Source organism: Bartonella tribocorum, from assembly GCF_002777915.1.
GTDB lineage: Bacteria > Pseudomonadota > Alphaproteobacteria > Rhizobiales > Rhizobiaceae > Bartonella > Bartonella tribocorum_A.
Map to the genome: position 1 here is coordinate 1 of NZ_NJGE01000031.1, position 15,304 is coordinate 15,304.

Here is a 15,304-nt window from a genome sequence, read left to right on the forward strand (position 1 = left end):
CTTACCATCAGCAACATTGTGAAGACCTACAGCTGTAGAATCCTTACCTTTACCGAAAGTCACATTCTGATAATCAATTTCATCTTTTTCTTTTTTATCATAATGAATAACCGCTGAGTCATCTGACTGAAGATGATTAATCTGATTGCTTATCTCATTCTTGATATTCGTGAAAGATGTACCAACTCCAGTTAAAGCTTCTGCTACATTCTTATACTCTTGCTCTTCAGATTCACCATTATCCTTAACAGTTTTAACTGTAAAACTTGGATCAGTCCATTTCCCATCTTTATAACCTGCTCCGCCACCTAAGTACGTCGCAACCTTATCATTGGTTTCGTAAAGCTGAGCACCATTAATCGCTTCTGTTGAAGTAGCAGAAATTTCTCCGCCAGCAAGATATTTAATCTTGCTTGCCGTTTTCTCTTTATCTTCTTCGCCATGCTGAGCAATAAAAGCTCCATCAGCCTTGCTCCACAACAAAGCATCGCCTTGTAATTCTTGCGTAATATTGGTGATGTTGTGCGTAAGTTCATTAAACTTATTCGTGACGTTGTCATTCACATTCTTGAAATTTGTATCAATGCCTGCAAAGGCTAAACCAACATCATCATAGGTTTTTTCTACCACCTCACCTTTTGCATCAACACTGGATATTTTATAGCTTGGACCTGTGAAGCCTCCATCTTTAAAGCTTGTACCTCCACCTAAGTATTTCGCAACATCTTGAGAAATCTTGTTAACCTGACCTCCAGTGATTGCATCATGGGAGTTTTCTGCAATCTTACCATCAGCAACATTGTGAAGACCTACAGCTGTAGAATCCTTACCTTTACCGAAAGTCACATTCTGATAATCAATTTCATCTTTTTCTTTTTTATCATAATGAAYAACCGCTGARTCATCTGACTGAAGATGATTAATCTGATTGCTTATCTCATTCTTGATATTCGTGAAAGATGTACCAACTCCAGTTAAAGCTTCTGCTACATTCTTATACTCTTGCTCCTCAGATTCACCATTATCCTTAACTGTTTTGACTTTAAAGCTTGGAGCATTCCATATACCATTCTCATAACTCGCATTACCCCCTAAGGATTTCGCAACACTGCTCCCCAAAGTATAAAGCTGATTACCCGCTACAGCATCGCTTGAGCTAGAATTAATCTCTCCATTAGCAAGTGATGTAATCTTGCTGTTTGTTTTTTTCTCACCATGTTGTGCACTAAAGGCATTGTCATCCTTACTCCACGATAAAGAATCCTGTGCAACTCCTTGAGATACTTCCTTAATACGATCATTAACATTCTTGATATTCTTATCAAGWCCKSYAAAAGCMGARCCAACATCTTTAAACTCAGCCTGTTGAGCTTCACCTTTKTCATCAACCTGAGATAATTTATAAGTTGGRCCTGTAAAGCTACCTTCTTTAAAGCTGGTACCTCCACCTAAGTATTTCGCAACATCTTGAGAAATCTTGTTAACCTGACCTCCAGTGATTGCATCATGTGACTTATCCGCAATCTTACCATCAGCAACATTGTGAAGACCTACAGCTGTAGAGTTCTTACCTTTACCTAAAGTTACACTCGTATAATCAACATCACCCTTTTCATTTTTATTATAATGAACAACCGCTGAATCATCTGACTGAAAACTATCAGACAATTCTTTCAAACTTTTATCAAACTGACCTTTGTTAACCGCTTCATTGCTCTTCGTTGCTTCTTTAACACCAGAAAGGGTCCGATCAGATCCACTGTTGTTGGCAATGTTGATTTCACTGCCCTCTACTTTTGAACCAATCGTTATACGATGGCTTTCTGCATCTTTCTGAACAAGGCTATCACCCTTAACATTCGCTATTTCATTGTTAATCTGTTTGGTGATCTCATTCTTAACATTCGTGATAGAACTACCAACTCCTGTCAAGGCATCCCCTACATTCTTATAAGTCTCTGCTTTTTCCTCTCCATCTCCGTTAACAGTTTTAACTGTAAAACTTGGATCAGTCCATTTACCATCTTTATAACCTGCTCCACCGCCTAAATAGTTCGCAACCTTATCATTGGTTTCATAAAGCTGGGAACCATTAATAGCTTCTGTTGAAGCAGCAGAAATATCACCATTGGCAAGATACTTAATCTTGCTATTTGTTTTTTCTTTTTCCCCATGTTGTGCACTAAAGGCATTGTCATCCTTACTCCACGATAAAGAATCCTGTGCAACTCCTTGAGATACTTCCTTAATACGATCATTAACATTCTTAATATTCTCATCAAGACCAGTAAATGCAGCGCCAACATCTTTAAACTCTGTCGAATTTACCTTACCATTAGCATCAACCTGAGATAATTTATAGGTTGGCTGTGTAAGGCTACCATCTTTAAAAGCTGCTTCGCCTCCTAAGAACTTAGCAATATCCTCACCAATGGTATTAATCTGTCCGCCATTGATCGCATCACGTGAATCCTTGGCAATCTTACCATCAGCAACATTATGAAGACCAACAGCTGTAGAATCCTTACCTTTACCGAAAGTTACATTCTTATAATCAATTTCACCCTTTTCAGTTTTATTATAATGAACAACCGCTGAATCATCTGATTGAAGATGATTAATCTGATTAGTTATCTCATTTTTGATATTCGTGAAAGATGTACCAACTCCTGTTAAAGCTTCCGCTACATTCTTATACTCTTGCTCTTCAGACTCACCATTATCCTTAACTGTTTTGACTTTAAAGCTTGGCGCACTCCATTTACCATCCTTATATTCAGTGCCACCACCAAAATACTGTGCAACATTGTTGCCTAAAGAATAAAGCTGAGAACCATTAATCGCTTCTGTTGAAGCAGCAGAAATTTCTCCACCAGCAAGATATTTAATCTTGCTCGCCGTTTTCTCTTTGCCTTCTTCTCCATGCTTGGCAATAAAAGCTTCATCAGCCTTGCTCCACAACAAAGCATCGCCTTGTACTTCTTGCTTAATATTGCTGATGCTTTGATTAAACTCTTTTTGAAGTTTCTCAAAAGAGCTGCCTACGCCTGTAAATGCTTCTGAAACTGTACCATACTCTTTATCTTCAATGGTAACACCATCCTCATTGACAGTTTTAACCTTGAAATTTGGAGCACTCCATGCACCATTCTCATAACTCGCTCCGCCACCTAAAGACTTCGCAACACCGCTACCCAAACTATAGAGCTGATTACCTGCTACAGCATCGCTTGAGGTTGCACTAATATCTCCATTGGCAAGGGACGTAATCTTGCTGTTCGTTTTGCTACCTTCTTTCTCCCCATGCTCCGCTACAAACGCCCCTTTAGTCTTGTCCCACAACAACGCATCACCCTGAACTTCTTGCGTGATATTGGTGATGTTTTGAGTAAGCTCATTAAACTTATTCGTGACGTTCTCATTCACATTCTTGAAATTTGTATCAATGCCTGCAAAGGCTAAACCAACATCATCATAGGTTTTTTCTACTACCTCACCTTTTGCATCAACACCGGATATTTTATAGCTTGGACCTGTAAAGCTACCATCTTTAAAGCTTGTACCTCCACCTAAAAACTTAGCAACATCACTGCCAATTTTATTAATCTGTCCACCTGTAACAGCATCACGTGAATTCTCTGCAATCTGACCATCCGCAATATTGTGAAGACCCACAGGTGTCTTATCTTTACCGCCAAAAGTCACATTCTTATAATCAGTTTCACCCTTTTCAGTTTTATTATAATGAACAACCGCTGAGTCATCTGATTGAAGATTATCAGACAGTTCTTTCAAACCTTTATCAAACTGACCTTTGTTAACCGCTTCGTTACTCTTCGTTGCTTCTTTAACACCAGAAAGGGTCCGATCAGATCCTTTGCTGTTGGCAACGTTGATTTCACTGCCCTCTACTTTTGAACCAATCGTTATACGATGGCTTTCTGCATCTTTCTGAACAAGGCTATCACCCTTAACATTCGCTATTTCATTGTTAATCTGTTTGGTGATCTCATTCTTAACATTCGTGATAGAACTACCAACTCCAGAAAATGCATCTGCCACATTCTTATAAGTCTCTGCTTTTTCCTCTCCATCTCCGTCAACAGTTTTAACTGTAAAACTTGGATCAGTCCATTTACCATCTTTATAACCTGCTCCGCCACCTAAGTACGTCGCAACCTTATCATTGGTTTCGTAAAGCTGGGAACCATTAATCGCTTCTGTTGAAGTAGCAGAAATTTCTCCGCCAGCAAGATACTTAATCTTGCTTGCTACTTTCTCTTTATCTTCTTCGCCATGCTGAGCAATAAAAGCTCCATCAGCCTTGCTCCACAACAAAGCATCGCCTTGTACTTCTTGCTTAATATTGGTGATGCTTTGATTAAACTCTTTTTGAAGTTTCTCAAAAGAGCTGCCTACGCCTGTAAATGCTTCTGAAACTGTACCATACTCTTTATCTTCAATGGTAACACCATCCTCATTGACAGTCTTAACCTTGAAGTTTGGAGCACTCCATGCACCATTCTCATAACTCGCTCCACCACCAAAGTACTGCGAAACACTGCTTCCTAAAGCATAAAGCTGCGAACCATTAATGGCATCGGTTGAGAGACGGCTAATAATACCACCTTTAAGAGATGTAATCTTGCTGTTTTCTTCTTTATCTCCATGCTGCGCTACAAAGGCCTTTGTCTCCTTGTTCCACAATAACGCATCCTGAGCAACACCCTGAGATACTTCCTTAATACGATCATTAACATTCTTGATATTTTCATCAAGTCCTGAAAAAGCCGTTCCAACACCCCCAAAAGAACGATCGGTCACTTTTCCATCTTTAGCAATCGACGATAATTGATAGCTTGGTTCTGTAAGAGTTCCACCTTTAAAGGAAGACCCTCCACCTAAAAACTTAGAAACATCACTGCCAATTTTATTAATCTGTCCGCCTGTAACAGCATCATGGGAATTCTCTGCAATCTGACCATCCGCAACATTATGAAGAGCTGTCGGGGCTTTACCTTTACCACCTAAAGTTACACTCGTGTAATCAATTTCACCCTTTTTATTTTTATCATAGTGAACAACCGCTGAATCATCTGACTGAAGACTATCAGACAATTCTTTTAAACTTTTATCAAACTGACCTTTGTTAACCGCTTCATTGCTCTTCGTTGCTTCTTTAACACCAGAAAGGGTCCGATCAGATCCTTTGCTGTTGGCAACGTTGATTTCACTGCCTTCTACTTTTGAACCAATCGTTATACGATGGCTTTCTGCATCTTTCTGAACAAGGCTATCACCCTTCACATTCGCTATTTCATTGTTAATCTGTTTCGTGATCTCATTCTTAACATTCGTGATAGAACTACCAACTCCAGAAAATGCATCTGCCACATTCTTATAAGTCTCTGCTTTTTCCTCTCCATCTCCGTTAACAGTTTTAACTGTAAAACTTGGATCAGTCCATACGCCATTCTCATAACTCGCATTACCACCTAAAGACTTCGCAACACTGCTCCCTAAGGTATAGAGCTGAGAACCATTTACTGCATCGCTTGAGCTAGAATTAATGTTGCCATTGGCAAGGGACGTAATCTTGCTTGCCGTTTTCTCTCCTTCTTTCTCCCCATGTTTTGCGACAAAGGCATTTGCCTTCTTGTCCCACAACAAGGCATCGCCTTGAACGGTATTAATCTCCTTAGTGATTTCTTTGGTAATTTCACTCTTAACATTCTCGAACTTGTCTTTAACTTTACCGAATGAATCACCTACACCGGCAAAGGCAGATGCGACATCGCCATAAGTCGAGTCAGTAACGCTGCCATCTTCCTTAAAGCTCTTAACCGTGAAGGTAGGACCGCTCCATTTGCCATTCTCATAACTCGCATTGCCACCTAAAGACTTCGCAACACTGCTCCCTAAGGTATAGAGCTGAGAACCATTTACCGCATCGCTTGAACTAGAATTAATCTCTCCATTAGCAAGGGACGTAATTTTACTTTTCGTTTTCTCTTTGCCTTCTGCTCCATGTTGTGCGACAAACGCATTTGCCTTCTTGTCCCACAACAAGGCATCGTCTTGCACTTCTTGTTGCACTTCTTGCGTAATACGCTCGATTTTGTCATTAAAGTCTTTTTTAACATCTTTGACTTTATCATCAAAATTCTTAACCACATTCGTGAAGCTGCTACCAATACCGGTAAAGGCTGTAGCGACATCTTGATACGTCTCATCTTGAGAAGTACCGTCCTCACCAATCTGCTTGATTATGAAGTTTGGAGCACTCCATGCGCCATTCTCATAACTCGCTCCACCACCAAAGTACTGCGAAACACTGCTTCCTAAAGCATAAAGCTGCGAACCATTAATGGCATCGGTTGAGAGACGGCTAATAATACCACCTTTAAGAGATGTAATCTTGCTGTTTTCTTCTTTATCTCCATGCTGCGCTACAAAGGCCTTTGTCTCCTTGTTCCACAATAACGCATCCTGGACAACACCCTGAGATACTTCCTTAATACGATCATTAACATTCTTGATATTTTCATCAAGTCCTGAAAAAGCCGTTCCAACACCCCCAAAAGAACGATCGGTCACTTTTCCATCTTTAGCAATCGACGATAATTGATAGCTTGGTTCTGTAAGAGTTCCACCTTTAAAGGAAGACCCTCCACCTAAAAACTTAGAAACATCACTGCCAATCTTATTAAGCTGTCCGCCTGTAACAGCATCATGGGAATTCTCTGCAATCTGACCATCCGCAACATTATGAAGAGCTGTCGGGGCTTTACCTTTACCACCTAAAGTCACACTCGTGTAATCAATTTCACCCTTTTTATTTTTATCATAGTGAACAACCGCTGAGTCATCAGATTGAAGATTATTAACCTGTTTGGTAATTTCATTTTTTATATTCGTGAAAGAATTACCAACTTCTGTCAAAGCTTCCGCTACATTCTTATATTCTTGCTCTCCAGATTCACCATTATCCTTAATTGTATTAAACTTGAAACTTGGAGCATTCCATACGCCATTCTCATAACTCGCATTACCCCCTAAGGATTTCGCAACACTGCTCCCCAAAGTATAAAGCTGATTACCCGCTACAGCATCGCTTGAGCTAGAATTAATATTGCCATTGGCAAGTGATGTAATCTTGCTGTTCGTTTTTTCTCCTTCTTTCTCCCCATGTTTTGCGACAAACGCATTTGCCTCCTTATTCCACAACAAGGAATCTCCTTGAACGGTGGTTATCTCCTCGGTAATTTCTTGGGTAATTTCATTCTTAATATTCTCGAATTTGTTGTTAACTTTCTCGAATGAATCACCTACACCGGCAAAGGCAGACGCGACATCGCCATAAGGCGTTTCAGTAACGCCGCCATCTTCTTTGAAACTCTTAACTATGAATGTAGGAGCCCTCCAACTGCCATTCTCATAACCCGCATTACCCCCTAAGGATTTAGCGACACCACTCCCCAAACCATAAAGCTGCTTACCCGCTACAGCATCGCTTGAGATACCACTAATCTCTCCATTGGCAAGAGATGTAATCTTGCTGCTTCCTTCTTTTCCATGCTCTGCTACAAACGCAGCTTTAGCCCCATCCCACAATAAGACATCACTTTGGAATGTTTCAGTAATATCCGTGATTTTCTTATCTATTTTACTCACTATATTCGTGAAAGATGTACCAACACCTTCAAAAGCTGCCGCTACATTAGGATAAGTCTTATCTTCTTCTTTGCCATCTGTATTGACAGTCTTAAACTTGAAGGTAGGACCACTCCATGCGCCATCCTTATATCCAGCTCCTCCACCTAAAGACTTCGCAACACTGCTCCCTAGAGCGTGAAGCTGATTACCCGCTACGGCATCACTTGAAGTTGTACTGATCTCTCCATTGGCAAGATACTTAATCTTGCTGTTCGTCTTTTTTCCTTCTTTCTCCCCATGTTGGGCAACAAACGCATTTGCCTCCTTATTCCACAACAAGGCATCTCCTTGAACGGTGGTTATCTCCTCGGTAACTTCTTTGGTAATTTCATTCTTAATATTCTCGAATTTGTTGTTAACTTTCTCGAATGAATTGCCTACACCGGCAAAGGCAGACGCGACATCGCCATAAGGCGTGTCAGTAACGCTGCCATCTTCTTTAAAACTCTTAACTATGAATGAAGGAGCCTTCCAAGTGCCATTCTCATAGCTCGCTCCGCCACCAAAGTACTGCGCAACACTGCTTCCTAGAGCTTGAAGCTGATTACCTGCTACAGCATCACTTGAAGTTGCACTGATCTCTCCATTGGCAAGATACTTAATCTTGCTGTTCGTCTTTTTTCCTTCCTTCTCACCATGTTGGGCAACAAACGCATTTGCCTCCTTATTCCACAATAAGGAATCCCCTTGAACGGTGGTTATCTCATTAGTAATTTCTTGGGTAATTTCATTCTTAATATTCTCGAATCTGTTGTTAACTTTCTCGAATGAATTGCCTACACCGGCAAAGGCAGATGCAACATTGTCATAAGGCGTGTCAGTAACGCTGCCATCTTCTTTAAAACTCTTAACTATGAATGAAGGAGCCTTCCAAGTGCCTTTCTCATAGCCCGCTCCGCCACCAAAGTACTGCGCAACACTGCTCCCTAGAGTTTGAAGCTGATTACCCGCTACAGCATCACTTGAAGTTGCACTGATCTCTCCATTGGCAAGTGACGTAAGCTTGCTGTTCGTTTTCTTATCACCATGTTGTGCAGCAAAGGCTTTTTTCTCCTTGTCCCATAACAAAGCATCACCTTGTACTTCTTGCTTAATATTGGTGATGTTGTTGTTAATTTCTTCTGTCGTTTTGGTAAGTTTATCATCAAAATTATTAACAACGTTGGTGAAGCTGTTATCAATACCGGTAAAGGCTGTAGCAACATCTTGATATGTCTTGTCTTGTGACGTACCGTCCTTACCAATCTGCTTGATTATGAAACTTGGAGTCGTCCATTTGCCATCTTCATATTTAGCACCACCGCCAAAGAACTTGGCTATATTTGTAGCTACATTTGTTACATTTTTATTTGTTTCAAAAAGCTGTGAACCGATAACGGCTTCGTTTGAGCCTGCTGAGAGCGCACCAGCTTTTATTCCTGTAAGAGTACGATTTTCATTGGCGTTGTTGGCAATATCGATTTTGTCACCATCTGTATCCTTACCAATGGTGATATGTTTCGTTTTAGAATCCTGTTTTACAAAGCTACTGGCTGCTACTTGTTCTTTGACATCTTTTTCAACTTTTTGAAGTTGTGAAAAATTTACAGCGTCGGTACCACCAGTCCCTTCTGAAACTCCTGTTATCTTTTTACCCCCAGCATCAATACCACCAGTGGTCATTTTTGGACCATTTGCAATTATCAACCCCGTGGTATCAAAAATGTTCTTCCCCGCCGTTACACTATCCAGTGTAATGTCCTTCGCTAGATCAAATTTTACATTATTGTCGTCTTTGCCTTTGGTAATTTTAAGATTGGTACTGCCAGCTGCCAAATCCATTGGACTGGTTGAATTAACACTCGTCTTATCTTTCCCATCAACAGTAAGATCCCAATTGGCGCCTGCAGAGTTTTGTAGAGCTTTTAACTGCGCAACATTCACCGCATCGGTATCTGCCGTACCGGTTGCTACATTTGTGATCTTTTTACTGCCCGCATCAATACCACCGGTGGTTATTTGCGGACCACCCGCAATCTTCAATCCCGTGGCATCAAAAATGTTCTTACCCGCTGTTACGCTCTCCAGTGTAATGTTTTTTGCTAAATCAAATTTTATCTTATTATCATCTTTGCCTTTGGTGATTTCAAAGTTTTTACTTCCAGAAGCTAAATCTACCGTCTCACCTATCGCTACGACCTTCGTATTTTCACCGCCAACAGACAGATTCCAGCCTTGATCCACAAATTTTCGTAACTTTTTTAACTGTGCAACATTCACCGCATCAGTGTCATTCGTCCCAGCTGCAACACCTACAATCTGTCTGGTTTTACTAGACACAAAATCCCCAACACTGACTGCACCATAACCGGATTTCCATACCATGTTATTTTGAGCTGATTGCGCTTTAGTACTGGGGTCATACCCAGAAACACCCGCGGCAACATAAGCTGTAGAATCTGAACCCAAGGCGACACCACCTTCAACTCTTGCTCTTGTTCGAAAACCAAGGGCAATCGCCTCCCCAGCCGCAGCCCCGTTTTCGACTTGTGCCTGATTACCAATCGCAATCCCACTGCTAGCGGCGACATTTGCCAGATTACCAATAGCAATCGAACTGTATGCACCGGCTCCTGCTCGGAAACCAAGGGCAACCGCACTTTCGTCGCTGGCTTTTGCAAAACCACCAATAGCAATTGAAGCTTGGGCGTTTTCTGTAACAGTTGCGCTACCACCAAGAGCAATTGAGTCCTTAGCCGCAGCTATAGCATCTCCAAAGCCTACTCCAATCGTGTTAATTTGTAAGCCTTTTATACCACCTGTTGTAGCCGCTGCTTCTTGTACCGCTTTTAGCTGTGCAACGTTAACTGCATCAGTATCTTGCGTACCAGCTGCAACACCTACAATCTGTCTGGTTTTACCATCCGCAACGTTCCCAATACTGACGGCACCAAGGGTAGATTTCCATGCTTTGCCATCTCTTTTATCTGAGTCCGCTTTCGCACTAGGGTCATACCCCAAAACACCGGCTGCAACATCAGCTGTAGAATCTGAACCCAAGGCAATACCATATTCAGCTGATGCTTTTGCACCACTACCAAGTGCAAGCGTATAGTTTCCCTTAGCTTCTGTGTTCCAACCAAGTGCAATCGTATTTTGGGCACTGGCTACTGAAAAAGGACCAAACGCAAGCGCATTCTCATTGCTGGCTCTTGCAAAAGCACCAAGTGCAAGCGCATAGTCGCGGCTGGCTTCTGCGTTCCAACCAAGTGTCATTGCAAAGTCGCTGTTGGCTTTTGTCCCATAACCAAGTGCAATCGCATTGTTGCCACTGGCTTCTGCACTCAAACCAAGTGCAATCGCATCTTCGCCGCTGACTTTCGTCCCATAACCAAGTGCTATCGCATTTTTGGCGCTGGCCTTTGCATCGTGGCCAATAACAATCGAATTTTCCCCTTCCTTCGTTACAGATGCCGTATAACCAAGGGCTATTGAAAAATCACCATCTGTTATCGTTCCATAAGGTGCTGGAGGATCATTAGCAGTCCCATCAAGCGGTCCAAAACCACCAATAGCAATAGCAAACATACCTGACGATTTTGCCTTCCGCCCCACAATAACAGAACCAACGCCAGCAGTAAATGCTTTGGACTGAGCACCAACCACTACAGCCCCACCATTGGCAGATGCTGCCTTATACCCAATAATAACACCTTCAATGATATGATCAGTAGGATAGGTCTCAGGCCTTACGTCTGCTCCATAACCAATAACAACAGATTCTGAGGCCTTATCTCCCAGAATCTGATTACCCACCATGACAGAGTTGCCAGTCTCCTTTAGTGCCCGTTGCATTCCGGGGTTTATTGCCCGTTGCATTCTCGCGATGGGAGCACTTTGTGAGAAGTCAGATACATCAATAGCACCTCTATTCTCATCATTCTGTGCAACCTGTTGGGCACTAGAGTTATCACGAGCAAACAGTCGTGGACTGATCAGAGATCCCTCATGATCCTCTATACTCAACGTATTTTTCGATAGTTTATTACTATCTTTTGTCAAAATATCGGTGACAGAATTCTTATCACTCATACCCAAAAGGGTGCTGGTTAAAAAACTTGCATAATCTTCAGAAGCATTAATCTTTTCTGCTCCTGCTGCATTCAGCACTGTTAAATAATCGGCGGTTGATTTATCAGAAGAAGTATTCAAACCAGCAACAGAAATAATGCTTTGTGGATAAGACACAACAGCACTGTTTACACCTTCAAAAAAGGTATTTCTAAAATCAGGATTCGCTGAAAAAACAGGAGAAATATTTGATAAAAATGCCGTGACTGTCGCCACTGAAAAAACTCTCAAAAAAGAAAAACGAAAACTTTTCAATTTGTTCGCTGTTCGTGTGGCACGCAATTTTTTCATAATAAACTCTCCAATGAAAAAATTTAAAAACACTCAGACATAAAAAAGACATATTTCAGCGCTAGAAGTGTTTCGGAGTTATGGTTTTTGTTTGTTCTTTATAAAGTTCGTGTTTATCGCAGAGCGAGATGAAAATGGTCAAAGCTTTCATAAGTTTGCGATGCGTGATGGTTGGTTATTAAGCTACGTTTTCTTTTTTCGCTTTGAGGTGGGTATATTTTTTGCAACAAGCTCTTTTGAGGATGGAGAAAAAATGAGAGGGACATGAAAATGACATGTTTTCATGTTATTGTTTATTGTAGCCTTTGGAGTTCTTAAAGTAAAAAGGTTCATATCATCCGCTTAATGAAGTTATTAATGCTGTTAATTCCAAATCAAGGGTGCGTTGCTTTGGTGAGAGTGTTAGAGTTTTTATGTGAGATCATTTTACTTTTATCGTAAAGATAAGCTGGGTGATCTTAGATTTTAGAATCATCTCTCTGGAGAATTTTGAGATAAGATGGTTGTGACCGTGTGTCTCTTTCATCGTTCTTCGCACCTCCCTTTGCGATAAATTTTACTCATTTCTGTTTTTAGCAGAATGAGTCTTAATTAAAACATATTTTTTGACTTTATGGGATTTTGAGAAAAATAGCAAGAGGAAATGAATTTTATTATTTTTACAGAATGAGTCTTTCCAGTTTATACAATCATGAAATCACTACAAAAACGCATCACTTCAGTGTGTTATGGTGTAGGTTTACAAAGAAAGCTTTTGTTTGTGTCTTGTTTGAAAAATCCCCTTTCTCACAAAACGAGTCTTACTTAATATCGTAAATTGTCTAATCATCGTAGATTGTGCGTATCCTATGATCGCTCTTGCTGTATACAGAGCAAATATAAAATAGTGAAAAATAGGATTTTTTTATTTCTTTAAGCATATCCTCCCAATGGATATTTTCTATTAATGAAATTATAGAATATACACTTTTAGAATGCCAGAATACTCTGTGATGATGCACTTTGCTTGTTTAGCACTCTGCTTGTTTATATGAGAGCATTACTTTGTATTTGTAAAATTTTTGTTAAAATGATGCGCTTGTCACTAAAATAAACCTCACTTAAGAGTATTGCCTTAGAATACGCTGTTATAAGACTTTATGCTTATCCACCCCTTATGGCTTTTTCTGTAAAATACTTCTTCTCTATAATATAAAAATTCACCCTTGCCTTATTAGACAAGGGTGAAATTTGGATTGTAATTTTTGGGATTATCTGGTGTTATTTTAATTTTAGAGTTATTCCTCCCCCTACACCCCACTGACCTCCGGCACTGGTTGCTGATAGGTTAGAACGAATCTTGCCATTTTCAGACGTATATCCTGCACCAATAGCAAAAGCAGATTGGCCACGCCACAAACCACCACCAAATGAAACACTCAAAGATCCTGGGTCGTCGAAGTAACGTAAGTTAGACACTGCCAAACCAATTGCTGCAGCTTGCCTTGCCTCTTTGCGCACATTCTGAATATCATAACTTAATGCTTCAAACTTCATATCGGTATAGGCTTTTGCCGTGTTAACACCATTCTCGACAGCGATATTTGTATATTCCTTTGCATTTGTAAGGACTTCATCCATCTTCTGCATCAATTGACCGCCATTAACAGCTTGTTTTGAACCTTTGGCAAGACTACCATCAGCGACGTTGTCTATTGTTACTGGTTGACTTTCATCGCCACCTTTTAAAGTGATCGTATTGGTTTTCTTTCCAGTCTTTTCATCGACATCATAGCTCACCGCACCGTCTGCCTTTTTTTCAACCCGTGCGATAGCCTCGTTAGCATTTTTTTCTACCTCAAAAAGCTGTCCGCCATTAACAGCTTCTCTTGAGCCTTTTGAAACACTACCATCCGCTACACTTGTAATTTTTTTGCCGTTAGCATTATAGCTGCTTCCATTTAACTTTAAAGCATCACCCTCGATGTCCCTTGGCTCGATACCATGAGGGCGATCACCGTCTTCGGATGGAACATCAAGTGAAACATCAGAAGTCGTTACCGGAGACGTATCCTCATCACTTATGGAACGGGCCATTCTCATCATAAAAGGAAAGCCTTCGCTAATAATATCATTTGGATCGTTATTTTTTTGTAGCCCATCTTCTTCACCAGTGATCTGCTTATGCAAACCTTTGATAACATTATTCACACCAGCAAATGCAGACGCGACATCCATATACTTTTCCTCAATCTCATTACCATCCTTATCAAAGGATGTAACTGTAAAAGTAGGAGCAGACCATCTTCCCTCTCCATCAAACCCAGCACCATCGCCAAAATAATTTGCAAAGGTCTGAGACATAAAATAAAGCTGGCTGCCATTTACGGCATCGGTCGATGTTTTTGTAAATGCTCCCCCCCTAATACCAGAGAGAACGCGTGGGCCTCTCATGTTGTTTGCAATATCTATTCTATCGCCGCCTTTGCTTCCACCAATGGTAATAAGCCCAGCGTTATTTTGCCTAACAAAATCATCGCCTGTTCCATTTCCGATCTTTTTATTAAGATTTGCAAAAGAACTGCTTACACTAGAAAGTGCATCTGCAACATTTTCATAGCGCGCTTCAGTCTCGTCACCATTCTTATCAAAGACTTTAACTGTAAAAGTAGGCGCATTCCAGTTTCCATCTTTATAGCCAGCATCACCACTAAAATAACTAGCAACCGTATTGTTCATAGCATAAAATTGAGCACCATTGATCGCATCCGTTGATGTTGCTGTAATCGAACCAGCACGAACGCCTGAAAGAATCCGTGCTGCATTATTAACATTCGCAATACTTATCTTAGCGCCACTTACTTCTCCACCAATGGTAATAAGTCCTGCTGTATTTTGCTTAACAAGAGCATCACCCGTCCCATTAATGACCATATTTTCAATCTTTTTATCAAGATTTGTGAAAGAACTGCTTACGCCAGTAAAAGCTTCTGCAACAGTGCTATAATCCTTTTCAGCCCCATTACCATTCTTATCAAAGACTTTAACTGTAAAAGTAGGCGCATTCCAAGCTCCATCCCTATAGCTAGCACCACCGCCAAAATAGCCTGCAACTGCATTGCTTATAGAATAAAGTTGAGCACCATTGATCGCATCCGTTGATGTTGCTGTAATTGAACCAGCACGAACACCTGAAAGAATCCGTGTC

General features: G+C 40.7%; 2 protein-coding genes. Both read right to left on the minus strand.

The genetic code is table 11. The features are described 5' to 3' along the window. The coding region (locus CER18_RS08765) for a hypothetical protein (protein ID WP_100129618.1) at positions 1-12,117 on the minus strand (12,117 nt) is incomplete at its 3' end. A gap of 1,260 nt (positions 12,118-13,377) precedes the next feature. Then, positions 13,378-15,304, minus strand: a 1,927-nt coding sequence (locus CER18_RS08770; RefSeq protein ID WP_100129619.1) for a YadA-like family protein, incomplete at its 5' end; no start/stop codon positions are given.